29 protein-coding genes and 1 tRNA gene are annotated in these 25,609 nt (G+C 28.3%); 21 read left to right on the top strand and 9 right to left on the bottom strand.

The window, feature by feature from the left end:
- Nucleotides 1-1,140 precede the first annotated feature (1,140 nt).
- From CLPA_RS18395 to CLPA_RS21785, 11 genes are all read left to right on the top strand, one after another.
- Nucleotides 1,141-1,641 carry a stage II sporulation protein M gene (locus tag CLPA_RS18395; RefSeq protein ID WP_003447623.1) on the top strand — a complete coding sequence of 167 codons (501 nt, stop codon included), beginning with the start codon at nucleotides 1,141-1,143 and terminating at the stop codon, nucleotides 1,639-1,641.
- Between the two features lie 16 nt (nucleotides 1,642-1,657).
- Nucleotides 1,658-2,332, top strand: a complete 675-nt coding sequence (locus CLPA_RS18390) for an ATP-binding cassette domain-containing protein (RefSeq protein ID WP_003447621.1) — start codon at nucleotides 1,658-1,660, stop codon at nucleotides 2,330-2,332.
- On the top strand, nucleotides 2,322-2,486 hold the full coding sequence (locus tag CLPA_RS21280) for a hypothetical protein (protein WP_155760402.1): 165 nt from the start codon (nucleotides 2,322-2,324) through the stop codon (nucleotides 2,484-2,486). The genes CLPA_RS18390 and CLPA_RS21280 overlap by 11 nt, the downstream gene beginning before the upstream one ends.
- Before the next feature lie 124 nt (nucleotides 2,487-2,610).
- Complete coding sequence (locus CLPA_RS18385; RefSeq protein ID WP_003447619.1) at nucleotides 2,611-3,663, top strand: efflux RND transporter periplasmic adaptor subunit; 1,053 nt, start codon at nucleotides 2,611-2,613, stop codon at nucleotides 3,661-3,663.
- Complete coding sequence (locus CLPA_RS18380) at nucleotides 3,641-4,327, top strand: ABC transporter ATP-binding protein (RefSeq protein ID WP_003447617.1); 687 nt, start codon at nucleotides 3,641-3,643, stop codon at nucleotides 4,325-4,327. The genes CLPA_RS18385 and CLPA_RS18380 overlap by 23 nt, the downstream gene beginning before the upstream one ends.
- A complete protein-coding gene (locus CLPA_RS18375; protein WP_003447615.1) occupies nucleotides 4,324-5,511 on the top strand; it encodes an ABC transporter permease in 1,188 nt (395 codons plus the stop codon). The genes CLPA_RS18380 and CLPA_RS18375 overlap by 4 nt, the downstream gene beginning before the upstream one ends.
- A 29-nt stretch (nucleotides 5,512-5,540) precedes the next feature.
- On the top strand, nucleotides 5,541-5,918 hold the full coding sequence (locus CLPA_RS18370) for a GntR family transcriptional regulator (protein WP_003447614.1): 378 nt from the start codon (nucleotides 5,541-5,543) through the stop codon (nucleotides 5,916-5,918).
- A gap of 31 nt (nucleotides 5,919-5,949) precedes the next feature.
- Nucleotides 5,950-6,627: a Yip1 family protein gene (locus CLPA_RS18365; protein WP_003447612.1), complete on the top strand. Its 678-nt coding sequence runs from the start codon at nucleotides 5,950-5,952 to the stop codon at nucleotides 6,625-6,627.
- Nucleotides 6,628-6,872: 245 nt separating this feature from the next.
- Nucleotides 6,873-7,133 carry a helix-turn-helix domain-containing protein gene (locus CLPA_RS21795; RefSeq protein ID WP_236900360.1) on the top strand — a complete coding sequence of 87 codons (261 nt, stop codon included), beginning with the start codon at nucleotides 6,873-6,875 and terminating at the stop codon, nucleotides 7,131-7,133.
- Complete coding sequence (locus tag CLPA_RS21790; RefSeq protein WP_236900359.1) at nucleotides 7,115-7,513, top strand: hypothetical protein; 399 nt, start codon at nucleotides 7,115-7,117, stop codon at nucleotides 7,511-7,513. Before CLPA_RS21795 ends, CLPA_RS21790 begins: the two co-directional genes overlap by 19 nt.
- Before the next feature lie 45 nt (nucleotides 7,514-7,558).
- The gene (locus tag CLPA_RS21785) at nucleotides 7,559-8,194 is read left to right on the top strand and encodes a Mu transposase domain-containing protein (protein WP_003447609.1); all 636 of its coding nucleotides are present in this window, start codon (nucleotides 7,559-7,561) and stop codon (nucleotides 8,192-8,194) included.
- Between the two features lie 48 nt (nucleotides 8,195-8,242).
- Here the strand turns inward: CLPA_RS21785 and istB are convergent, their stop codons facing one another.
- The 4 genes from istB to CLPA_RS18335 form a co-directional block, all read right to left on the bottom strand.
- Nucleotides 8,243-9,013 (bottom strand): IS21-like element helper ATPase IstB, encoded by a 771-nt coding sequence (gene istB, locus CLPA_RS18350; protein WP_034830604.1) that lies wholly within the window; start codon nucleotides 9,011-9,013, stop codon nucleotides 8,243-8,245.
- 85 nt (nucleotides 9,014-9,098) lie between these two features.
- Nucleotides 9,099-9,287, bottom strand: coding sequence for a hypothetical protein (locus CLPA_RS18345; RefSeq protein ID WP_003447816.1), 189 nt, complete (start codon nucleotides 9,285-9,287; stop codon nucleotides 9,099-9,101).
- Between the two features lie 83 nt (nucleotides 9,288-9,370).
- The gene (gene istA / locus CLPA_RS18340; protein WP_034830606.1) at nucleotides 9,371-10,924 is read right to left on the bottom strand and encodes an IS21 family transposase; all 1,554 of its coding nucleotides are present in this window, start codon (nucleotides 10,922-10,924) and stop codon (nucleotides 9,371-9,373) included.
- 110 nt (nucleotides 10,925-11,034) lie between these two features.
- The gene (locus CLPA_RS18335; RefSeq protein ID WP_158380946.1) at nucleotides 11,035-11,181 is read right to left on the bottom strand and encodes a transposase; all 147 of its coding nucleotides are present in this window, start codon (nucleotides 11,179-11,181) and stop codon (nucleotides 11,035-11,037) included.
- Between the two features lie 199 nt (nucleotides 11,182-11,380).
- Between CLPA_RS18335 and CLPA_RS18330 the strand changes: the two genes are divergently transcribed.
- Nucleotides 11,381-11,854: an ATP-binding protein gene (locus CLPA_RS18330; RefSeq protein ID WP_003447819.1), complete on the top strand. Its 474-nt coding sequence runs from the start codon at nucleotides 11,381-11,383 to the stop codon at nucleotides 11,852-11,854.
- Between the two features lie 44 nt (nucleotides 11,855-11,898).
- Here CLPA_RS18330 and CLPA_RS18325 read toward each other — a convergent pair.
- Nucleotides 11,899-11,974 (bottom strand) — tRNA-Pro (locus CLPA_RS18325).
- A 955-nt stretch (nucleotides 11,975-12,929) separates the two neighbouring features.
- Between CLPA_RS18325 and CLPA_RS18320 the strand changes: the two genes are divergently transcribed.
- Genes CLPA_RS18320 through CLPA_RS18305 form a run of 4 tightly spaced genes read left to right on the top strand, consistent with a single transcriptional unit; the run spans nucleotide 12,930 to nucleotide 14,763 of the window.
- Nucleotides 12,930-13,292, top strand: coding sequence for a GntR family transcriptional regulator (locus CLPA_RS18320; protein WP_003447820.1), 363 nt, complete (start codon nucleotides 12,930-12,932; stop codon nucleotides 13,290-13,292).
- A 1-nt stretch (nucleotide 13,293) separates the two neighbouring features.
- A complete protein-coding gene (locus tag CLPA_RS18315; RefSeq protein ID WP_003447821.1) occupies nucleotides 13,294-13,989 on the top strand; it encodes an ABC transporter ATP-binding protein in 696 nt (231 codons plus the stop codon).
- A complete protein-coding gene (locus CLPA_RS18310; protein WP_004455560.1) occupies nucleotides 13,989-14,324 on the top strand; it encodes a hypothetical protein in 336 nt (111 codons plus the stop codon). The genes CLPA_RS18315 and CLPA_RS18310 overlap by 1 nt, the downstream gene beginning before the upstream one ends.
- Before the next feature lie 16 nt (nucleotides 14,325-14,340).
- A complete protein-coding gene (locus tag CLPA_RS18305; RefSeq protein WP_004455561.1) occupies nucleotides 14,341-14,763 on the top strand; it encodes a hypothetical protein in 423 nt (140 codons plus the stop codon).
- A 177-nt stretch (nucleotides 14,764-14,940) separates the two neighbouring features.
- On the opposite strand, the gene CLPA_RS18300 is transcribed toward CLPA_RS18305, so the two are convergent.
- The 4 genes from CLPA_RS18300 to murC all read right to left on the bottom strand — a co-directional run bounded on the left by CLPA_RS18300 (nucleotide 14,941) and on the right by murC (nucleotide 20,704).
- Nucleotides 14,941-15,255 (bottom strand): hypothetical protein, encoded by a 315-nt coding sequence (locus tag CLPA_RS18300; RefSeq protein WP_004455562.1) that lies wholly within the window; start codon nucleotides 15,253-15,255, stop codon nucleotides 14,941-14,943.
- A 104-nt stretch (nucleotides 15,256-15,359) separates the two neighbouring features.
- Nucleotides 15,360-17,135, bottom strand: a complete 1,776-nt coding sequence (locus CLPA_RS18295; protein WP_004455563.1) for an ABC transporter ATP-binding protein — start codon at nucleotides 17,133-17,135, stop codon at nucleotides 15,360-15,362.
- A complete protein-coding gene (locus tag CLPA_RS18290; protein WP_004455564.1) occupies nucleotides 17,135-18,865 on the bottom strand; it encodes an ABC transporter ATP-binding protein in 1,731 nt (576 codons plus the stop codon). The genes CLPA_RS18295 and CLPA_RS18290 overlap by 1 nt, the downstream gene beginning before the upstream one ends.
- A gap of 462 nt (nucleotides 18,866-19,327) precedes the next feature.
- Nucleotides 19,328-20,704, bottom strand: coding sequence for a UDP-N-acetylmuramate--L-alanine ligase (gene murC / locus CLPA_RS18285; RefSeq protein ID WP_004455566.1), 1,377 nt, complete (start codon nucleotides 20,702-20,704; stop codon nucleotides 19,328-19,330).
- A 273-nt stretch (nucleotides 20,705-20,977) separates the two neighbouring features.
- On the opposite strand from murC, the gene purR reads away from it, so the two are divergent.
- The 5 genes from purR (at nucleotide 20,978) to CLPA_RS18260 (ending at nucleotide 25,606) form a co-directional block, all read left to right on the top strand.
- Nucleotides 20,978-21,781 carry a pur operon repressor gene (gene purR / locus CLPA_RS18280; RefSeq protein WP_004455567.1) on the top strand — a complete coding sequence of 268 codons (804 nt, stop codon included), beginning with the start codon at nucleotides 20,978-20,980 and terminating at the stop codon, nucleotides 21,779-21,781.
- 116 nt (nucleotides 21,782-21,897) lie between these two features.
- Nucleotides 21,898-22,185 carry a septation regulator SpoVG gene (gene spoVG / locus CLPA_RS18275; protein WP_004455568.1) on the top strand — a complete coding sequence of 96 codons (288 nt, stop codon included), beginning with the start codon at nucleotides 21,898-21,900 and terminating at the stop codon, nucleotides 22,183-22,185.
- A 205-nt stretch (nucleotides 22,186-22,390) separates the two neighbouring features.
- Nucleotides 22,391-23,761, top strand: a complete 1,371-nt coding sequence (gene glmU, locus CLPA_RS18270; protein WP_004455569.1) for a bifunctional UDP-N-acetylglucosamine diphosphorylase/glucosamine-1-phosphate N-acetyltransferase GlmU — start codon at nucleotides 22,391-22,393, stop codon at nucleotides 23,759-23,761.
- Nucleotides 23,762-23,783: 22 nt separating this feature from the next.
- Nucleotides 23,784-24,755, top strand: coding sequence for a ribose-phosphate diphosphokinase (locus tag CLPA_RS18265; protein WP_004455570.1), 972 nt, complete (start codon nucleotides 23,784-23,786; stop codon nucleotides 24,753-24,755).
- 164 nt (nucleotides 24,756-24,919) lie between these two features.
- Nucleotides 24,920-25,606 (top strand): response regulator transcription factor, encoded by a 687-nt coding sequence (locus CLPA_RS18260; protein ID WP_004455571.1) that lies wholly within the window; start codon nucleotides 24,920-24,922, stop codon nucleotides 25,604-25,606.
- Nucleotides 25,607-25,609: the final 3 nt, after the last annotated feature.

Here is a 25,609-nt window from a genome sequence, read left to right as displayed (position 1 = left end):
ATATGTATTTTTTTTAACATTTATATATAAAAGTAATGTTATAGCATATGATTTTAAATACAAATTGATATTATTTTTAACAAGTGGTATATACAATAATAATCAAAGAAAAAAAAATATTAATAAACTTATTATTTATAGTACGATAAACATAATGTTAGCATTGTTTTTTATATTAATTACATATTTAGTTTTAAAACATAGACTTATTAAAGAAAAGAATTATGTCGATATATTTTTTGCATTTAATTTTTTTAGTTTAATTACTTATATAACTATAAATAGAATAAAATTAATATACATGAGTTTTATATTACCAAATAAAAAAAATAATATAAAAAATATTGTAATAATATTTTTTCTTATAACTATTTTTATATTAATAAAAATAGAGAAAGCTATATTAGGTTTAGATATAAAAAATATAAATTTCAATAATTTTAATAATTTATATTTAAAATATTATTTATATATGTCAAATTATAATTCTTTTTATTTTAATATAATTTTTTTAATAATAAATATAATTATTTATTATTTTGATATATTAGGTAATTTTAAGGATGCTAAAGAATTTAGCAAGTCTAATAATTATAAAATATATAATTTAAATAATAAAACATTAAGAAAATTAATAAATTATAAAAAACTAATCATAATTGATTTTTTTAAAAAAGAAATTTTACCAAAATATAATTTAATGATAATAATTATGATATGTATTAATATATTGAATATTACATTATTAAAAAAAACATTATTAATTTCCTTATGTACATGTTTTTTATTTAGTCACTATAATCAAAGATATTTATTAACAGATAAATTTCTAAATTATATAAAGCTATTTAAATCCAATAATAATGTTATTTTACATATTACTAAAAAATTATTACCTATAGAAATTATACATTGCATTATTTGTTTGATTTTTATAAATAAATTTTCTTTGCAATCCTTATTATATATTTTTATAGGTATTATGTTATTCTTATTAAATATTTTAATTAATTCTTTAATATATCATAGGGGATTAAAGCTTAAATATTCAAATAGAGATAAAGATGATATTATATCTAAAATTTCTGGAGGGTTATATATAATACAATTCTTAATATTATTTTTTATTTAGAGGTATATATGAAATTGGAAAATAAACAAATAAAAAAAATTTTTATTATCGATTTATCTTTTTGGATTTTGCCAGTATTTACTACTATATTTGTACTTTTTATAGACATAAATAATAAATTTTCAAAAGATATTATCGATAATATAGCTATGTCAAATTTTACTAAAATATTAATAAATAACTTCTTAGTATATGTAGCTATTATTTTAGTAGGATTAATAAATAATAAATTACCATATATATTATTTTATTATAATTCTATTATGTATTCTGGTATTGCATTGATATTTATGGAGCACTATGGAGTTGTATCATGTATTATAAGAACGATACCTCATGGAATGACTGAAATATTAGGATTATCCATTGCGACATATATCGGAATAAATATTAAGAATATACAAATAAAAAATAAAAAATATTTGTTTTTTTTAGGAACTATTTTAATATTCATTTCAGCACTTATAGAATCTTTTGTAATCTTTTTTTTTAAATGGAAATTAAAATGATAAAGGAATGATTAACTTGGAATTAATAAATTTAAGTAAAAAGTATGAGAATCTTCTTTTTAAAAATATAAATTATAAATTTACATTAGGGAAAATATATAGTATATTTGGTAAAAATGGTATAGGTAAAACTACCTTATTAGATATAATATCAGGATTTAATAAAGCAGATAATGGATATATTGATTATGGAGATTTAAAAGATGAAATCATGTATATAGGAGAAAATCCTATACCCTTTGAACTTTTAACTGGAAAAGAATTCGTTATTACAACTCTTGAATTTAAAGATATTAAAATAGATGATTGTGAAATAGATAGCTTATTTAAAAAATTTGAAATAGAAGATTTTAAGGATAATATTATAAATACCTATTCAAAAGGAATGAAATATAAGTTACTAATAATAATCATTTTAATATCAAAACCAAAAGTTTTAATATTAGATGAACCGTTAGTAGATATTGATATAATTACAATAGAAAATATAAGCCAAATATTTCATAATATTAAAGATAGTATAATAATTTTTTCTACTCATATTTCAAATATAGCATTTAAATTAAGTGACGAAATATTATATTTGACACAAAATGGCATAATAAATGTTACCAATAATTTTAAAAGTTCAGAAGAAATTGAAAATTATATATTAAATTTAATGAAGGATGGTAGAATATATGAAAAATAAAATTTTAGAATCAATAGCACCAATAATAACTGCTGTAATATTTGTACAACTTATAACTAAAACTCATATTAATATAGTTAAATCATTGCTAATATCTATAATAATAGGGATAATAATTATGATCATTGTTAAAATTGTATTAAAAAATAAATAAGAAAATAATATATATTGGAGGAATACATGAATAAAATATTTCAAAGTATTGGTACTAGTATTGTAATTTTGTTAATTTTTGTTGGGTGTACTACTTTCCAAAAAGAAAGTGAAAAAAAAATGATATGCAAGCTAATGTATATACTATTTCATCACCTCAAAATGTATATTTAGATGGAGAAATACAGTATGTACAGCAACAAAATTTTATGCAAGATACAACTAAAGGGACTATCGATACAATAAATGTTACAGATAAACAACAAGTAAAAAAAGGACAGGCATTATTTACATATAAAAATGATACGGTAATTCAGCAATATGATAATTTATCGGATCAATTAAAAAATCTTCGATCTACATATAAGCAAATTCAGCAACAATTAACCGATATCTCTAAGGCACAACAACAGGTACAGCAAGCACAAATAGATAGTTCTGTTAATACTACAACTACAACTAATACCACAAAATCTTCTTTACAATCACAACTTGATCAAAATAATCAGCAACAGGCAAGCATAAAAAAACAGTTAGATAGTATTAAGAATAATCGTTATACTACAATTACTGCACCTTTTGATGGCAATATTTCTTTAACTGCAATTACTAATACAGATACAAATAAGTCTATTTTAACTTTAACTGATCCTAAAATGCAGGTAGTTTCCAATGTTAGTGAGAAAGATGTATTAAAGTTAAAAACAGGTCAAACAGTTAAAATTACTGTGTATGGAACAACTCAAGATATTAACGGTACTATTCGTTCAATTGGGACTGAATCTATACAAGCATCTATAACACAAGGAAGTACAAGTACAGCGTCTGCAACACAATCATCAAGCATTTCATCAGCGAATGTGTCTTATTATCCTGTATATATAGATATTGATAAACAATATGGTTTTCATCCTGGTTTTCATGTTCAAGGAACTACTACTGCTGAAAATCAATTGCCTAAAATACCAATTTCATCAGTTTTAAATGAAAATAGTAAAAATTACGTATGGGTTGTTAATAATAGCAAGTTGAAAAAAGTTGAAGTTACTACTGAAAAGTTGAATGATACATATATGCAAGTAAAAAGTGGGGTAAACTTTGGAGATAAGATTATTAGTAAGCCAACATCATCAATGAAGGAAGGAGCTACAATTAATGCAACAACTACTGAAAATTAAGGGACTATCAAAATGGTATAAACAAGGCAAAGATCATTATGATGTTTTGAATAAACTTGATTTTAGTGTGGAGCAAGGCTCATTTGTTATCATAATGGGTAAATCTGGTAGTGGAAAAACAACGCTTTTAAATACTATAGGTTTACTTGATGAATTTAATGAAGGAAGTTATGACTTTAAAGGACAGGATGTAACTAAACTAAAAGAAGTTGATAGATCTGTTTTTAGAAATAATCATATCGGATTTATATTTCAACAATTTCACTTAATTGAGTCATTGACAATAGCTCAGAATATAGAGCTACCCTTATTATATCATGGAGGATATACCCGTAGTAAAAGAATTGAAATGATTAAGAAAAGCCTTAAAGATGTTGGATTAGAAGAAAAATTCAAAAATTATCCTAATGAGTTATCAGGAGGGCAGCAGCAGCGTATTTCTATTGCCAGAGCTCTTGTTACTCAATCTGATCTTATCCTTGCTGATGAGCCTACTGGTGCCCTTGATTGGAAAACGGGTCTTCAAATAATTGATTTATTAGTTGATTTAAACAAACAAAATAAAACAATTATTATGGTTACTCATGATGAAGACCTTAGGAAATATGCAACACGTTGTGTTTATTTAAAAGATGGAGCATTTTGTAAGGAGGATGAAATATGAATTTATTTGAACTTATATATAGCGCCTTCTTAAGTTTACGTGCTCATAAATTTAGAGTTTTCTTAACTATGATTGGAATAATAATTGGAATAAGTTCTGTAGTTACTATTCTTTCTATTGGTGCTGGATTAAAAGCACAAGTAAATCAATCTACACAGAATGTAAGTGTCAATACAATTACCATTAATTTTGAACCAGAAGATTTAAACTCTGTATCCATGACAACACCATTTCAACATAGTGATTTTAATGATTTGCAAAATATTGATGGAGTAGAAAAAATTAGTGAGAGTACTGGAGGATTAGCAAATCTTTTAGGTATTAATGAAAATGCACAATTTTTTGATAAACAAACATCATTAACGATGAATACATATGATAAACAAAATTTAAATTTAATTTATGGAAGGAGAATTACACAGGAAGATGATAGCTTTAAGAACTATGTTATTATTCTTACTGAAGATCATGCAAATTCTTTATTTGGAACAGATTTAAAACAAACAATTGGTAAGGGCATTAATATAAAAGGTGAATTTTTTCAAGTTATTGGTATTCAAAAAAAAGATGCTACTGGACTTATTACATCTTATGATTATATTCCTCCTTTTGCAAAGACACTTTTTGAAAATGATACATCAATTTCTTCAATAGATATCAAGGTTAAGCAAGGATATGATACAAATTCTGTATTTAAATCTATACAAAAGGAATTAAAAATTCTTCATCCAGATTTAAAAGGAAAATATGTTCAGGCTGATCCTCAAGCAATAACAAAATCTATAGAAAAAATTATAGGTGGATTAACTCTATTCATTGCCATTGTATCAGGAATTTCATTATTTGTTGGCGGAATTGGAGTAATGAACATAATGTATGTATCTGTTACAGAAAGACGCAGAGAAATAGGAATTAGACGTGCCATAGGTGCAAAACCCAAGACTATATTATTACAATTTTTAATTGAATCTATTTTTATTACTGTACTTGGTGGAATTCTTGGAATTAGTATAGGTTATGGTATATCTGTAATTATAGGATTATTTTTACCATTTAAACCTGTTTTAACAATAGGAACATTACTAGGATCTTCAATTACATCTATTACTGTAGGAATAATTTTTGGAATTATTCCAGCGTATAAAGCAGCAAACTTAAATCCAATTAAAGCTATATATAAATAAAATATTAGGAGAAAAAGGTGTTGTCGTTTATGATTTTTGATAAAAGTATACCAATTTATATTCAAATTAGTGAATACATAAAATCAAATATAATAAATGGGAAACTTAAATCAGGCGAAAAGCTTCCGTCTATACGAAAATTGGCCAATGAATTAAGAGTCAATATAAATACTGTTTCTAGAGCTTATTATGAACTTAAATTAGATGAAATTATTTATGTAGAAAGAAAAGGATTAGGATATTTTGTAACATCAAATAATTATATAATAAATAAATTAAAACTTGATAGTTTGGAGAAAATTACTGAAATTTTTATTAATAATATTATAAATTTAAGATTTTCAAATGATGAAATAATTTATATGGTAAAACAAAGAATGATTAATAACAATAGTACTATACATTAAATATATGATAATTTTAAGGAGGTTATTTTCTATGGAAGATACAAATAATATTGAAAATATAACGTTTACTGAAAAATTAAAGAATTTTTTTATCCATCCAATCCAAATTTTTGCTCAATATAATAAAAAACGATTTTATGCACTTAAACTCTTAATAATACTTATAATAACTGCTATGTATGGGGCAGTACAGAGCATTATGGCTAAACCGTATTTACAAAAATACTATGATGATTTAACTAAAAATATGAGTTCTGATCAAGCTAGTATAGTAAAGAGTACCACTAGTGTTATCTCTTCTATACCAGTAATAATAATAACAACTATAATAATTGCTCTAATAACAATATTTATAGCTTCTTTTGTATATATGTTATTCATAAAAGCAGCAAAAGGCAAAATTAAATATGGACAGGTAGTATCAATTTATACTACTGCTTATATGGCTACAGTTATAGGTTTAATAATAAAAATTTTATATATGCTTATAAGTAAAAAACCGATGAATATTTCAGCACAAACTAATCCTAATTATATTAATACAATATTAAAATCATATGATATATTCACTATATGGCAATGGGTATTAATGGCTATAGGAATTTCTACAGTAGCAAAGATATCTAAAAAGAAAAGTGCAATAATAGTAATTATTTTAGCTTTGATATTAATATGTATAGTAGTAGTTCCTTTAATGTTAAAAAAATAATAAGAGATTATTATAAAATTATTAAAATTGAAGATTATGAGTTCCACACAATGGTAATTGTGTGGAATTTGACAAAATAGTGAATAATATGCTCTGTTAGAGCACTTGATATGTTGAAAGTGAGCCACCTTCACGGAATAATTTGAGCCACCTTAACGCTGGGTGATTCACCTACATATTTTTTGTCAATAATGAGTTTATAAGCTATTTTTAGTGTAAATAAATTCAAAGGAGGTCATATTATTATGACCAGATATAGAGAAATACTACGATTGTATAATCAAGGTATTAGTCAGCGTAGTATTGCATTAAGTTGCGAGTGTTCTCGCAACACCGTATCAAGGACTTTAAAACGTGCTGAAGCTTGTGGAATTGGATGGCCATTACCTCAAGATATGTCAGATGATGAGTTGATTAAAAACTTTTTCCACAACGAATTCTCTCTTCTTCAAGAAGACTTCCAGACTGTGAGTATATCCACAAGGAAATGGCTAAAAGTGGTGTAACCCTTAGCTTACTCTGGAATGAGTATTGCGAAGCATACAGGTTGAGCAATGAAGTCCCTTTTATGTATACTCAATTTTGCAAATATTATCGCGATTATGCCAATGTAACAAAAGCTACAATGCATATCAACCGCAAACCTGGTGAGCAATTAGAAGTTGATTGGGCAGGCCAAACATCACCTATTGTTGATAGAAATACTAGTGATATTATCAATGCCTACATTTTTGTTGCCGTGTTATCATCTAGTCAATATGCTTACGTTGAGGCTTTTACATCCCCAAATCAGGAATGTTGGATTACTGCCCACATTAATGCCTATAAGTTTTTTGGTGGAGTTACAAGAATTCTTATTCCGGATAATTTGAAAACAGGTGTGTAAAGAACATCTTGGTATACTCCTGTTATAAATAAAACTTATCATGAAATGGCTGAGCATTATGGAACAGCAGTAATTCTAGCTCGTGTTAGAAAACCCAAAGATAAGCCTAATGCCGAAGGCACTGTAGGTGTTATCTCCACTTGGATTATTGTAGCACTTCGTCATCAAAAATTCTTTTCACTTAGAGAATTGAATGAAGCTATAAGCTCAAAATTATATGAATTCAATAATAAGCCATTCCAAAAGAAGCCTGGAAGCAGGCTAAGTACTTTTCTTGAAGAAGAAAAATTAGCACTTATTCCGTTACCAAAAACTCAATATGAATTATCTACATGGAAAATTGCCACAGTTCAATTTAATTACCATATAAATGTGGAGAAAATGAACTATAGTGTTCCTTATGAATATATTAAACATAAAGTAGATGCACGAATTACACGTAATATAATTGAAGTTTTTTATAACAATCATCGTATTTGTTCCCACCCCAAATTACACGGCCGAGAAGGCCAATATAGTACTGTTGAAGAACACATACCTGAAGACCATAAAAAATATATTACTTGGAATGCAGAAAGATTTATTTCATGGGCAAAGAGTATTGGTCCTAATACTACTATAGTTATAAAGGCCATTCTTTCCATGCATAAGATAGAACAGCAAGGTGTATTTTATACATAATTTTCAGTCCAAAATATAATTAAAATCCTTTCCACCAAAAGATGGAAATTAGTTTTCAAGAGTGTCTAACCAAGCCTTAGTTTCTTTCATTCTATAAGAATTTCCATTCATGTTAACAACGTAAGATTTGTGAGTCAACCTATCGGTCATTGCAGCAGTCATCACAGGATCGCCAAATATTTCACCCCACCTGTCAAAAGAAAGATTAGTTGTAATTATTGTGGATTTTTGGCCTGCTCTTAAAGAGATATTAGTAAACAGGAGCTCCGCCCCCTCTTTGTCAGAAGATATATATCCAAATTCATCTAATATAACTAAATCATATTTAGAAAGTTTATTTTGATATCCTCTTAAACTTTTAGTAGATTTTAATTCTTTTAATTGTGTAATAAAAAGAGGTACAGTTGTAAATAATACTTTATATCCTTCTAAACATGCCTTTATTCCTAATGCGATAGCAATGTGTGTTTTCCCTGTTCCACAGTTTCCAGAAAGAATTACGTTCTGCCCGTCCTTTATGAATTTTAAGCCGCTAAGGTGCTTTAACTTCAATTGAGCGTCAGCTGGTAAATCTTCAATTGATAAATCTTCTAAATATTTTTTATAGGGGAAACTGGCTGTTCTAATTCTGCTTTGAGTCAAATTATACTTTCTTATATCACATTCCTTTTGAAGAAGTCCATATAGGAATTCCTCATAACTAAGGTTATTAGTGTTAGCATCTTCAATTGACTGTTCAATATCACTTTTTATAACTCCCAGCTTCATTATTTTAGCATATGTTTTTATATCACTAATAAATGAATTCTTAGCATCCATAAAGTCACTCCCTTGAATGTTTTTTTGAAACACAATATATATGGTTAAAAAAGATATTTTCAAGTAGTAGATTAAAATTAAGTACTTACTTAGCTCTAAGTATTTTCCTTATCTGTTCATAAATATCTTGTTCTGTATATTCATAAACATATCCTTCTTCGTCTGCTTCTGGCTCTTTGCCAAACTTCTCAAGAATAAAAATTTCCATATCTTTCGATATATTTAAAAATGAATGTTCTCTTAAGTCATTTATATATTTTTTAGTAACAATCATGCTTTTCTCCTTATACATATATAATCTTGTAAACTCAATCCTAACGGATTTTTTTAAGATACCCAAAACAAAATAAACATCTTTTACTGCTTTAGAAGACTGTTAAATTCATTTAAAATATTAAGTGAATTATTCATAATTTCATCATCATGATCTTCCAGATATATAATTTTAGGATCATCCTTTCTAGAACAGATAAATTCAATTTTATCAATACTTATATTAGTTGGGCATACTTCCTGTAGATTTTTGATGGCATTATTAATAGTTACAAGACCATAGTTACCAACTAATTCAATAAGTTTCACAAAATCTCGGTCATTACTGTTAAAATATTTAGAGTAAATTTCTTTTAGCACATTATCCATTTGATTAAAGGCTGTGCTATTAATAAGTGCTTTTGGCTTTCTAAAAAGCGTTTTAGAATAATGCATAATATCTATATGCCACAAGTTCATACCATAAACTTTATCATGTGTAGCTATTTCTTTTTCATTATAAAAAACTAAAATTTTAGTGGTATATATCTTACATCGTACCATTGTGCCTACATAATCATCTGGTACAGAGTAATAACAGGAATCTACCATAATCGTTGAATATTTATTTACTCTTAGATCTGAAATAGAAGCTGTTTCATATAGAGGCATATCCGGTAATAAGTACTCTCGTTCATCATCTAATAGTTGAAACGGTGACTTATTTGAATTAGATAAGGTTCTTGAATTTAATTTATTTAGCACTTCATCAAGATAAGCGTTAGCTTCATTTAATGATATAAATGTATGCTCTCTTGAAAATGCTTTCCTTCGTATAAATTCTACACTTCTCTCTACATGCCCTTTTTCATTACCACTGTAAGCATTGCAAAATCTAAATCTGAATTTATAATATAGCGACAGCTTTAGAAGAGCATCTGTTGGTTCTTTTTCTGTATGCCCTACAAACTTACCTACGGCAACTCTAGTATTATCATAAACAACTGTTCTGTGGTTACCTTTAATATGTTTAAAGAATGAAGCATGGGCTTCTAAAAAGCATCCTGTATTCTGTTTTGGAAATAATCTAGCCCATCTATAATTGCTGTAAGCTGCCGTAAATACTGCCAATTGAAATTCCTTTATAGTGCCATCATTCATTTGTAATTTCACTACTCCAAAATCAAATTCTACTATATCTCCTGGAGAGTATTCCTGACGTATATACGCTTCGCGTTTTTTCCTTTCTATGCTGTTTACAGCATTTACCACAGATGGATAGCTGATATTATAGCCTTCTTCAAGCAAAACCTCATACATATCAATTTTTTTCTTCTGCTGTTTAGATAATCCACTTAATCGTTTCTGTTCATTCTCTCTTAAAAATTGTTTAAGCCTTTCTATAACCTCATCGGTTAAAGCCTTTTTAACTCTTGGAGATGAAATATATTTAGGTTTAGATGTTATATCATTAATAATATTAATTTTGTCTATTTCACCTAAGTCATCATTTACTTCAATAAGCTTATTTTCGTAGTCTCTAACATATTTTCTTATGGTCTCTCTACATATTCCTGTTTCTTTACTTATTTGTCTTTGAGATTTACCTTCTCTAATATGTTTTAATATAATATCCTGTTTTTGATTCAAATCTATCACCCTCTGCACTTCCTCTTATACAAAATATTATTACCTAAATATTGTTTGTATAAAAGGTTTGGAAAATACTAGTGGACAGATTTTTAATTATTATTTGGCACAGTTATAGTTTATACAATACATCCTTTTAATATTTTTATATTTCTTGCGTCACATCTCTGCTTTATTAATTCTATTAATCTTATTTTCATACTTTTATTTAACATCTCATATCTATATTTTGTTACCCATACTATATGATATTCTATTTTATGCACTGTATGGCTTCCTTTGTTATAATATACCAACTATACCACCCTATTTTATTATACCAAAGTATTGTTATTTATCTATATCCTACGGATTTGCTAAAGCTGCCCAACTAAAGTCGGGGGTTTTAGACCTCATACATGGAAATAAAGAATCTGAGGATTTTGGATTTACTAGAGATGCAGATTACTATGGGAGGAATTCACAATGATAAATGAATCTACTGTTTCAAAGCTTAATGAATTAAGACTTACTGCTATGGCAGAATCCTATCGCAATCAGTTACTTGATTCCTCCTTCAAAGACCTATCCTTTGAAGAACGTTTTGGGCTTATAATCGATACAGAATGGTCTAGAAGGAAGAATAATAAGCTAAACAAACTTATTCGAAAATCTGAATTTAGCTTTAATGATGCATGTATCGAAAATATAGAATATCATGCAGATAGGAAACTTGACAAAGCATTGATTACAAAGCTATCTACCTGTAATTATATCCAAGAGAAACATAATATAGTCATCTTAGGTGCTTCTGGTGCTGGCAAAACATATATAAGCTGCGCTTTTGGAATTGCTGCTTGTAGAAACTTCTATACGACAAAATACATTCGTCTCCCAGAACTCTTAAACGAGTTAGCGATAGCTAGCACACATTATTTTTATAAATATAATATGAAATAAAAAAAGTAGTCCATTCATTTGAAATAGACTACTTTAAAATACTTTGGTCGGGGTGACAGGGATTGAACCTGCGACCTCATGGTCCCAAACCACGCGCGCTCCCATCTGCGCCACACCCCGGCAACATGTATTATTATATACAAAGACTAATAAAAAAGCAAGAAAAATTTAATGCAAATTTTAAATTAGTAATAGTGGAGAAAGATGAAACAAACTATGAAGTTAGTTCATTGGTTAAATGGTGATTTTTACTCACTATCAAGTGAAAGCTTTTCACCAGGCTACGCGGTGAAAAAGTTAAAGATTCCACTTCGTGAAAGGTGAAAGCTTCAACGACGCTGCGCTTGTTGAAAGTGATAGATTTGACTAAAGTCAAAGGTAAAGGATATTTTTCTTCCGTTACACTATAGAAAAATTTAGAATTAAGAGATGCAAACTTTATATGGGAATTTGGTTCATTAAAGATTTTTGGGCGGTTAGCCCGGTAGATTAGCAATAATATTACATTAATATAATGACTTTTATTGATTTTCAGTAGTAACATTTAGATAGTTGTTTCTATCCGATGACTAACATCCGTAATACTCCCAAGCTTCTATAAAGTGTGAGATAACAGTTTCAGCTTACTCATTAATTAATTTAAACTTAGAGATAGAACAAGATCAAGTTATATTAGATTTATTAATAACATGGCCCTGCTGGCAGGTCAACGGAATTAATGAATTGTGTAGTTATATTTTGAAAAATTTTATCACTGAAGTTAGTTATCCTAACCACCTAACCGGTTCGAAAACATATATTCCCATTTAAAGATGTTAATTTATTAGTTCTAAAGCTTTTTTCGTAGCATAGCGGAGAAAAAGCCTCCTTTACTATTCACTACGTGAATGCTTTCGCTTTTAACCGAGGCGAAGCCAAGTAAAAAGCTTTCACTTGTTAATGAGCAAAATATCCATTTAGCAGTTTGATGCCATTATTTCGTCATTTTCTCCTATTTCCAATAAAATAAGTATTTACAAATGATTATATTGAGTGTATTATGTAAGTATAACAGTAATTAACTGGAGGTGGTAAAATGAAATTTGATGAGAATATTCCAATATATATACAGATAATGAACTATATAAAAGAGAGAATTATTACCGAAGAATTAAAAAAAGGAGAAAAACTTCCATCTGTTAGAGAGTTGGCTGAACAAATGAAAGTAAATCCTAATACAGTTCAAAGAGCTTATCAAGAACTTGAAAGAGAGAATGTAGCACATAGTCAAAGAGGACTTGGAAGATATATTACAGAAGATGAGGAAAAAATAAAAATGCTAAAAAGTGAAATGGCTAGTGAGTTTATAGATACTTTTATCAAGAGTATGTCAAAGCTTGGTTATACTCCTGAAGAAATAATTGATATTTTAAGTAAAAAATTAGAAGGGAAGTGCTAAAATGGAACCTATACTTAAAGCATCAGATCTTACGAAATCTTATTTTAGAAAAAGAGGTCTAAATAATTTTAATTTAGAAATACCTCTTGGAAGAATAGTAGGTCTTTTGGGGCCCAACGGCAGTGGAAAGACTACCTTTATAAAAATTGCAGCAGGAATTTTAAGGCATACTTCCGGGGAAATAAAAATTGATGGACAAAATCCGGGAGTATATACAAAATCAGTAGTTGCATATTTACCTGATGTTAATTTTCTATATAAATGGATGAAAATTAAACACGCAGTAAAATTTTATAAGGATATGTTTAAGGATTTTGATGAGAATAAATGTAAAGAACTTTTAATATTCATGGACTTAGATGAAAATGATAAAGTAACAACACTTTCTAAGGGTATGCTGGAAAAATTAAATCTTTCTCTTACTCTTGCTAGAAAAGCAAAATTATATATTTTGGATGAACCTTTAGGCGGAGTGGATCCTACGGCAAGAGAAAAGATACTTAATGCAATACTTGACAACTGCAGAGAAGATTCCTCTATGATTGTAACAACTCATCTTGTAAATGATATTGAGAGATTATTTGATGATGTCGCTTTCATTTCAGAAGGTAAAATTGTATTACAGGGAAACGCGGAGGAACTTAGAATTGAAAAGGGTAAATCTATAGATGAACTATACAGGGAGGTATTTAAATAATGTTAAAACTTATAAAATATGAACTTGTAGGAAAATATAAATCCTTTGGGATATTGATTTTACTTATAATACTTCTTAATCTAGGGCTTATCAGCAGAATGAACAACTGGGAACCAGAACTTCTTGTAATGCTCTCAATTTTTATAGGAGTGGCCATTGGAGTTACTTTATTAGTATGGTGTATAAATTTATTTGGACAGGACTTATATGATGATAAAGGATATTTAACTTATACTTTACCGCAGAGGGGATATTCTATACTAGGTTCCAAGCTTATAATTTCTTCGATTTTCTATGTTATAGCTATGTGTATAGCTGGAGCATTTTCTTTATGATATACCAAACTTACAAATGTCATTGGATATGGTGGGAATTAAAATTAAATGGTTAAATATAGCGATTTTATTTTTAACAAGCTTTATTGCTTTATTAATGACAATTTATTTCTCTATATCTGTCACTAGACTTGCAATAGCTAAAAAGAGAATGGGAAAGTTTGCTGCATTTATAATTTTTGCTATAATAACTACACTACAAGGACTTATAAGTTATAAAATTATAGACAAAGTATTTCATCAGACTTTTTATGTAAAGATATTTGGTTTTTTACAGGGGACAAATGCTATTAACAGCAGTAATATGGATAGTGACCTTGCTTCATTAATAATAAATGGTGTACCTCTTAATACAGTAGATGTTATATTTCAAGTCATTATATTTATAGTATTTTTTATATTAACTTCTTATATTATTGAGAAAAAGATAGATTTATAAAATATAGAAATCTCTATATTTTATAAATTCCGGTTACTTTAGAATTCATTTTAATAATTTATTGATCTAAATTTATTTTTTAATATTGAGATGAGTAAAAGCTGTGTCCTAATATATTGTGGCACAGCTTTTATTATTCAGTTCTCTATCATATAAAGTGGAGAATAAAAGTACTATCTAAATTTTATGTTTATTATCACCAGCACCTCTTGTAGGTACAACAGAAATAATGAATCCTATAAGTACAGAAACTATGGCTGGAGCAATAATGTTAATATATGCTATATATCTGGTTCTATAGACAATTAGGGCAGTTATGCCAGTAATTAAAATTGAAGCTATAAATATATAGATAACAAACTTTGCAAAAGAACTCATAAATTTTTCATAAAATTTATGGCGAGTAGGTCCACTGATAATACTTCTAAATAAAAAATAAGATATAAGTATTAATACTAAATCCATGCCGGCTGAAATAATAAAATTCCTCATGCTAATCAACTCCTATCATAAAAATAGATTTATGTATTCTCTATTTCTATTATATTTTCCCAAATCTATAGGATTTTACACATGAAAATTAAAATTAAAAAGCTTTAATCTAGAAATTTATATTGAGACATAAATAAATCATAATACAATCCTTTAAGTTTCATTAGTTCTTTATGAGTTCCAGATTCAGCTATATTGCCTTTATCTATAACCATTATTCTATCAGCGTTTCTAATAGTAGAAAGTCTATGGGCTATTACAAAAGAAGTTCTTCCTGTAAGTAATTTTTGTATTCCACTTTGCACAAGCTTTTCTGTATGAGTGTCTATGTTAGAAGTAGCTTCGTCAAGAATTAATATTCTAGGATTTGCAAGCAAGGCTCTTGCAAAGGATATAAGTTGCCTTTGTCCAACTGAAAGTCTTGAACCTCTTTCATTTACCTCAGTATTATAACTATTTTCAAGGTTCATAATAAAAGCATGAGCATTAGCTGATTTTGATGCTGCTATAACCTCTTCATCAGTAGCATCTAGTTTACCATATCTTATGTTTTCCATTATTGTAGAAGAAAATAAAAAAGTATCTTGAAGCATTATTCCCATTTGAGACCTCAGGGATTCTAAATTTACATATTTAATGTTTATGTTATCAATTAAAACGCTTCCCTTAGTTGGATCATAAAATCTACTTATAAGATTTACTATAGTAGTTTTCCCAGAACCGGTAGGACCAACTAAGGCCACTGTTTCACCTGGATATATTTTGAAGTTAAGTTTGTTTAAAATAGTAGCATCATTGTTGTAGGAGAAAGTTAAATCTTTGAATTCTACAGTTCCAGTTATCTTAGGCATAATGTCATTTTTTATAGTGGTTATATCAGGTTTAATATCAAGAATTTCAAATATTCTTTCACCAGCGGCAAAATTTGTGATAAGGGTATTATAGAAGTTACTTATATTTATAATTGGTCTCCAAAACATGCTTATATAAGCTATAAAGGCAACCATAGTTCCAATAGTTATTCTATTAGACTTTAAAAGTGAAATTCCATAGAAAAAAACTAATATAGTTCCTACACCGGAAGATAAAGTTACTATTGGCCAAAAGGAATCATTTAATCTAACTGCTTTTACAAAGGAATCCATCATATCTTTTGTAAGTACTAAAAAGCTCCTTGAAGTCTTTTCTTCTTCTGAAAAGCCTTGTATTATTTTTATACCAGAAAAATCTTCATGGGTATAGGCATTTAGATTTGATCTTTTTCTTCTGTAATTTTGCCATCTTTTTCTGGAGATTGTTTCTATGGAAAAAAGAGTTATTGATAAAAAGGGAATAACTATTATGGCCATTAAAGCTAATACAAAGTTCATATAAAACATTATGAAAGTTACACATATAAGGGTTAGTATTTCTGGTATAAAACTGGTTAAGCTAGTTGAAAACAATTCCTGAAGGGAATTTACATCACCAATTACTCTAGCCAAAATTTTTCCTACAGGTCTGTTATCGAAAAATGAAAAGGAAAGTTTTTGAATATGTTCATAAAGCTGCTGCCTTATTTTTAATAAAATTTTGTTTGTAACCTTAGAAAGCATTTGAATGCTTGTTTTTGAAGCTATCATAGATAAAAAGTTTAATATAAACATAGCGATAGCTAACAGTATAAGTCCCTGTAGATTTTTGGATGAAATATATTTATCAATAGCAATTTTCATTAAATAAGGATTTAACAGTCCGCATAGCATTACGTAAATTAAAAGTATAAGTATAAGAAATACTCTTAGTTTATAAGGCTTTAAGTAGCTAAATAATCTAATTAGCAAATCTTTGTTGGATATATTGTTTATATTTTCATCCTGTTTTATAGAATTTTTAGGCATTATATCACCTCATCTTCTTTTAGAGATTCAAATTGTTCTAAATAAATTTCATAATAATAGCCTTTTTTATTGATTAGTTCTTCATGAGTACCAATTTCAACTATTTCACCTTTATCTAGAAATATGATGATGTCTGCATTTTTTACTGCGGATATTCTATGGGCAATTATGAAAGTGGTTATTTTTTTATTTCTATTATAGAGATTTTTTAACAAATTATATTCTGTATCCATATCTAAAGCTGAGGTGGAATCATCTAGAATTAATATTTTTGAATTTTTAACAAGGGCTCTAGCTATGGAAAGTCTTTGTTTCTGGCCTCCGGAAAGACCTATTCCCCTTTCACCAATAATTGTATTAAAACCATCTTCAAGTTCATCTATAAAGTTTAAAGCACAGGAATCACTACAAGCTTTCTCAATTTCACTTTGAGATGCACTTACATTACTGAATTTTATATTATTTTCTATAGTATCAGAGAAGAGAAAAATATCCTGTGGAACTACAGCCATTTGACTTCTTAGAAAATCTAAATTTATGGATTTTACATTTACTCCATCTATGAGAACACTTCCAGAAGTAACATCATAGTATCTTCCTATTAAATTTATCAATGAGGATTTACCAGAACCGGTACTACCCATTATAGCTACAGTGCTTTTTGCGGGTATTTTTAAATTAATGTTTTTTAACACAGTCTCCTTGTTATATTTGAAGGTTACATTTTTGAATTCTATATTTCCAACAATTTCATTAAGCTGTATTGGATTTTTAGGACTTGTTATCTGTGAGGTTATTTTAAATATTCTATCTATTTTCTTTGCGGAAGCTGAACCTTGAGATACAACATTTGTAAAAGTTCCTATCATTCTTATAGGCCATATCAGCATCCAAATATAACTGTTAAAAGCCACTAAGGTACCTATACTCATGCTATCTTTTATAACTAATATACCACCAACGCATACAACTAGTAATGTAGATATATTTCCTAAGAAATCTTGAAGAGGATTATACTTGCCCCGTATGTAATTTAATCCTACATTTAGATTATAATTATTATTATTTAATTTCAAAAATTTTAATATTTCATATTTTTCTCTGGCAAAGGCCTTTATTAATCTTACTCCAGCAATATTTTCCTGAGCTGTAGTGTTTAGTATAGCTATTTCATCGCTTATTTTATCAAATTGAGAATCTGTCTCCTTTTTTAATTTAGTGGTTATATATATAAGTAAAGGCATGGTGGATAAACAGATAATGGCTAAAATCCAATTTAGCCTAAAGAGTATTATAGATGCAATAATAAAATATAAAATATTTTCTATTATTAAATTTATTCCAAAGCCTAAAGATTTCCATACATTTTCTACGTCTTCACCTATTCTTGACATAAGTTCACCGGTATTCATATTGTCAAAATAACTGAAAGAGAGACTTTGAATGTGGTCAAATAAATCTTTTTTTATGTCTGTAGTAACTTTAGTAGACATATAGTCAAAGCAATACTCTTTTATGTATCCAAGGACAGATCTAAGTAAAGATATAATACCAATATAGATCAGCAGTTTAGTTAAAATTTCATATTCTTTTAATATTACCACCTTATCTATTAATATTTGTACAAGATATGGATTTATCATATCTAAACCAATACCTATAAGCATTGCTATTGAAGGTATAAGTATGAGCAAATAATATTTAGGCAGATATTTCAGCACTCTTTTCAATTGATGGTCCTCCTTTTTTAATATAATTATTATTTTATAATGATAATTTAAAAGTAAGAAAAATAGACAGAGTCCTTTGTTTTAGATAAATTAGCCAGGAACCTGTGGCCGTTATTTTTGTATAGACTTTTACAAAAATAAAAAAGTCCAGGATTTTCCACGGACTTTTAAGTAACTTTATAGAACAATTAATAGAAATAAAAAGTCATGGACGATAGATCCATGACTACAAAATCAAACTTTAAATTAATTAAAGAATTTTTCTAAGGCAGGACTATCTTCTAAATTTTTATAAGAATATACTGAGTTTCTAAATAAATTCTTAAATCTCATTTTTCCTACCTCCTCAATTAATATTATGACCTTATGATAAATTATCAAAATTTATTTGTCAATATAAATTTTAATTCTTAACATTAAACTGATATGAATCAGTTTAATGTTAATTTGAAATAATAAAATTTAATTTTTTAAGTACATTTCGCCAACTTCAAATACATTTCCCGCTCCTACAGTTAAAAGCAAATCCCCTGGCTTTAATGTTTTATTTAAAAAGCTTACTATTTCTTCAAAGCTATGGATATTCTCGCATTTTACATTGTTTTTTCTTATAGCATCACCTAGTTTATCAGAACTTACTACACCAGTGTCTTTCTCTCTTGCTGCATATATATCTGCTAGTACAAGTTCATCTGTATCTGAAAAGGCTTTGCTAAACTCGTCAAAAAGAGTTAAAGTCCTGGAGTAAGTATGCGGTTGGAATACGCAGAATACCCTCTTATGTGGATAATTCTTAGCGGCAAATAAAGTTGCCTTTATTTCTGTTGGATGATGAGCATAATCATCTATTACTGTAACACCATCCTTTTCGCCTTTATATTCAAATCTTCTATGGGTTCCACCAAAGCTTAAGAGCCCATCTGTTATAGAGTTGTTACTTATATTAAGAGTTAGAGCACAAGCTATTGAAGCTAATGCATTTAATACATTATGCTTACCAGGAACATTAAGTTGTACAGTAAATAGAGGACTATTGCATTTATAGACTTCAAAAGCTGCACATCCTTTTGGATCAAAGGATATATTTTTGGCAGTAATGTCACCTTTAGTTATACCAAAAGTGACAACATTACATAGTGCTTTCTGAGATATTTCAAAGGCCCTTGCATCATCTGCATTTGCAATAAGGTAACCATCTTTTGGAATAAGATCCACAAATTTTTTAAAAGTACTTTGAATTTCATTAATATCTTTATAGTAGTCTAAATGATCCGCATCTACATTTAGAATTATACCTATATAGGGGTAAAATTTTAAAAAAGAAGCTTTATATTCACAGGCTTCGGTAATAAAATATTCGCTTTTACCAGTTCGAACGTTACCATTTATAATATCTAACTCACCACCTACAAGGATGGTTGGATCTAGATTTTCTTTTAATGTTATATGGGAAATCATAGATGTAGTTGTAGTTTTTCCATGAGTTCCAGAAATAGCCACATTATATTTATGACCTTTCATTATTAAGCCCAAAAATTCTGCTCTTGTAAATAATGGAATATTTAATGCTTTAGCCTGTGCCAGTTCAGGGTTTGTATCAGGAATAGCAGCAGTATATATTACTAAATCTACATTTTTTAGGTTGTCTTTATGGTGGCCTATATATATTTCTGCACCAAGTTGTGACAATTTTTTAGTGAGAGAAGATTCCTTCATATCAGAACCTGATACAGTATATCCCCTCTTAAGTAAAATTTGAGCAAGTCCACTCATACTTATACCACCTATACCAATAAAGTGAACTTTCTTATTTAAATCCGTATTTAAATTAAAATTCATGAAATCAACTCCTCATAAAAATAAATTAATATTATAAAAACTCTTAGATTCAAAGGAGTTTTTGCTCCAAATGAATTTTAAAAGTAGTTGTTATAAAAAAAATCTCCTTCTTAATTATATACAAATATAAAAAAAAGCAATACATAAAATAATTAATAACCTTTAAACCTAATAATATTTCTATTGATTAAGCCTATAATATAGCATAAAATATGAATAATAAGAAAATTATTTTATAAATAATTCGTAATTTTAATGTGAACAGGTGATAGAATGGAAAAGTTCAGTAGAAATCAAAGGATAGCAGCTATAACTAAAATATTAGTTGAAAGTCCTAATAAAGTCATCAATTTAAATAGTTTTACAGAAATTTTTAATGCAGCAAAATCAACAATAAGTGAAGATATAGTTATTATAAGAGATATACTAAGTAAACTTAAGGTTGGTAATATTGAGACAATTTCAGGTGCTTCTGGAGGAATTAAATACGCCTGTAACATTTCCGAAATAGAAAAAGAAAAGTTTATAAGAGAATTGTGTTTTATTTTGAAAGAAAAGGATAGAATAATACCAGGGAACTTTATATATATGACTGATATAATGTATAATCCAGAAATGGTACATAAGGCTGCAGTTATTTTGGCATCAAGTTTTAATAAATTATCAGCAGATTGCGTGGTTACAGTAGAAACTAAGGGAATACCACTTGCCTATGAAGTTGCTAAAATGCTGGGAGTAAAACTTGTTATAGTTAGAAGAGATACCAGAGTTACCGAAGGACCTACTGTAAGTATAAATTATTTAAGCGGATCTAGTAAGAGAATTCAAAGTATGTCTTTATCAAAGAGATCTATAAAAAGAGGAAGTAAGTGTATCTTTATTGATGATTTTATGAAGGCCGGTGGAACTGCACTGGGAATTATTGATCTATTAAAAGAATTTGATAGTAAAGTTTTGGGAATAGGTGTATTAGTTGATAGTGTAGAAAATAAAAGAAAACTTGTAGATAATTATATATCAATTTTAAAATTTAAGGGTATTTCTGAGGATGGATCTGCAATTTTAATTCCATGGTAAAATATACAACTATAAAATTTTTATAAAAATTATAAATTTTTTGAAAAATAAGAAGGAAAAATATAAAATATAGAGAATATTAAATGTATAAAGCATCTTGGAGGTGGAGTTGAATAATGCAGATTACAGATGTAAGGATTAGGAAAATAACTACAGAAGGAAAAATGAAAGCCATAGTTTCAGTTACATTCGATAATGAATTTGTAGTTCATGATATAAAGGTTATCGAAGGTCAAAATGGTCTTTTTATTGCTATGCCTAGTAGAAAGACTCCAGATGGAGAATTCAAGGATATAGCACATCCTATAAACACTACAACAAGGGAAAAAATACAGACAGCAATTTTAGATGAATATGAAAAAGTAAAGAATGAAGAAGAAACAAAACCAGAAACTGAAGAATAAAATAAAAAGGAGGAATACTCCTTTTTATTTTATATAAAATTATTATGTGAAAATTTTTTGAAATACGTGATTAATTTTTATTTTAATATTTTACACTTGTTATTGAGAATTTTTAAAAAATAGTCTCTTATCTTGAAATTAATTTAATAATAAAATATAATTATAAAGGTTAATTGTCGTAATATGTACAAGAAGAGGTGTAAGCATGAATAAGTGCGTTTTAATTTTGGCTGGTGGCAAAGGTAAAAGGATGAAGTCAGATTTACCTAAGGTACTGCACAAAGTTTGTGGTAAGGAAATGATAAATCATGTAATTGATGTAATGAGAAAGGCTGACTTTCAAGATGTTAATGTCATAATAGGTAAGGGAGCTGATCAGGTAAAGGCTGCTACAAAGGATAGAAATATAACCTATTCTTTTCAAGGAGAACAATTAGGCACAGGACATGCAGTTATGTGTGCTAAGGATTTCTTAAAAGATAAGGATGGGATAGTAGCAATCTTTGCTGGAGATGCTCCTTTAATATCAGATGAAACTGTTAAAAAGTTCATTAAATTCCATGAACAAGGTAAATATAAGGCTACTTTGCTTACTTCAATATTAGAACACCCTGATGGATATGGAAGGATTATAAGAAATTCCGAAGATTGTGTAGAAAAAATAGTTGAACATAAAGATTGTAGTTCTGAAGAGCTTACAATCAAGGAAGTAAATGCAGCTATGTATTGTTTTGATATAAAAACTCTTTTAAGGGGACTAGATAAAATTAAAAATGATAATGCTCAAAAGGAGTATTATTTAACTGATATGATTGAAATAATTAGAGCATCTGGAGAAAAAGTTGGTGCTATGCCTATTAATTTTGAAGAAACTTTAGGAGTTAATTCAAGGGTTCAATTGTCAGAAGTCGAAAGTATAATGAGAAAAAGGATCAATAATAGACATATGGAAAATGGAGTTACAATTATTGATACAAATTGTACATATATAGGTGAAGATGTACAAATAGAAAGAGATACGATAATATATCCAGGAAATGTAATCGAAGGACTTTCTGTTATAAAGAAAGGTTGCATTCTCTATCCTAATTCTAGAATTGTAGATAGTATTATTGATGATAATGTAACTATCCAAAGTTCTGTAATTTTAGAGAGTAAAATAGGGAAAAATACCACAGTAGGGCCTTTTGCATATATAAGACCAGAAAGTAATATTGGTACTGAAGTTAGAATTGGAGATTTTGTTGAAATCAAGAAATCTAAAATAGGTGATCATACTAAGGTGTCACATTTAACATATATAGGAGATGCAGAAGTCGGATCTGATTGTAATTTTGGTTGTGGAACAGTAGTGGTAAACTATGATGGTAAAGAAAAACACAAAACTATAATTGGCAATAATTCATTTATAGGCTGTAATACTAATTTGGTATCACCAGTAGAAGTGGAAGACAATACATATATTGCAGCAGGATCAACTATAACTGAAAAGGTTCCAAAGGGATCTCTGGCCATAGCTAGAGCAAAACAGGTTAATAAGAAAGATTGGGTATCAAAAAAGAATTTAAAGAAATAAACTTTAGGAGGATTATTTTATTATGATAGCTCATGGGAAAAATATAAAAATATTTACAGGCAATTCAAATCCTGATTTGGCAAAGAGCATTGCAGATATACTAGGTGTCAAAGTAGGAGATTCTAAGGTAAGTAAATTTAGCAATGGAGAAACCTATGTTGATATTAATGAAACTGTAAGAGGCGCAGATGTATTTATAGTGCAAACTCTTTGCGAACCTGTTAATGATAGCCTTATGGAACTTTTAATTATGCTTGATGCTCTTAAAAGAGCATCTGCTGGAAGAATAACTGCAGTTATACCTCATTATGCTTATGCAAGGCAAGATAGAAAAGCAAAGGCAAGACAACCTATAACGGCAAAGCTTGTTGCTGATTTGATTCATACGGCAGGAGCCGACAGGGTTCTTACAATGGACCTTCATGCAGCACAGATTCAAGGTTTTTTTGATATCCCAGTTGATCATTTAGAAGGAGCCCCAATACTTGCTAAATATTTTAATGAAATGAACTTTAACAAGGAAGAACTTATAGCGGTTTCACCTGATATAGGTGGGGTTAAAAGAACTAGAAAATTTGCTGAAAGACTTGAAACGCCAATAGCTATAGTAGATAAAAGAAGACCAAAACCAAATGTATCTGAAGTAATGAGTGTCATTGGTAATATAGAAGGCAAAAAAGTAATACTAGTAGATGATATGATAGATACCGCAGGCTCCATTACAAATGCTGCAGATGCACTTATGAATTTAGGTGCAAAAGAAGTATATGCTTGCTGTACTCATGGAGTATTATCAGGGCCTGCTATGGAAAGAATTGAAAAATCAACATTAAAAGAGGTTGTTATATTAGATACTATACCTGTTAATGAAGAAAATTGCAGTAGTAAAATAAAGGTTTTGTCCGTAGCAAATATTTTTGCAGAAGCTATAAGAAGAATATATGAAGATGTTTCTGTAAGTAAAATATTTGATGAATCTATAGACAAGAAGTAATATTTATATAAAAATTCATTAACATCGCAATTCAATTTTAGTTTTGCGATGTTTTACTATATTGTAAATTATAATTAATAATTTGTAACATTAATGATGAAATAAAAAAAGTATGATAAATTATAATTACTATGGTAATAGTAAGACCTATAGGAGGTATAGGAATGGAAGGAACATTAGGAACAATTCTAATTATTGATGATGATGAAAATATAGCAGATATAATAAAAATATATCTAGAAAGTTCAGGATATAACACAAGGCTTTGCTATGATGGTAAAGAAGCAATGAATACTTTTATTGAATGTAAACCAGATCTAGTTCTCTTAGATGTGATGCTTCCACATGTGGATGGTATAGATGTATTAAAGAGCATAAGAAAAGAATATGAAACTCCTGTAATTATGCTCACTGCGAAGGGAGAAACTTTTGATAAAGTATTGGCACTAGAACTTGGAGCAGATGATTATATTGTTAAACCTTTTGAAGCAAAAGAGCTTATAGCAAGAGTTAAAGCTGTATTAAGAAGATACAATACAGATAATAGAGGTAAGGAAAAATTAAATTTTGATGGATTGCTAATTGATATAAATTCTTATGCTGTTGTGTATAATGGTGAAGAAATAAAGATGCCTCCAAAGGAATTTGAATTATTGTACTATCTTGCAAACAATAGAAATAGAGTATTTACAAGGGAACAACTTTTGTGTGAAGTATGGGGATATGATTATCCAGGAGATTCTAGAACTGTAGATGTACATGTTAAAAGGTTGAGAGAAAAACTTCAAGGTGGGGCAAATTGGCAAATTCAGACTGTATGGGGTGTTGGATATAAATTTGAGGTGAAGTAGTTT

It is taken from the genome of Clostridium pasteurianum DSM 525 = ATCC 6013 (assembly GCF_000807255.1).
Classification (GTDB): domain Bacteria; phylum Bacillota; class Clostridia; order Clostridiales; family Clostridiaceae; genus Clostridium_I; species Clostridium_I pasteurianum.
The sequence above is the reverse complement of the archived record's forward strand: the minus strand, read 5'-3'. Positions and strand labels throughout refer to the sequence as shown.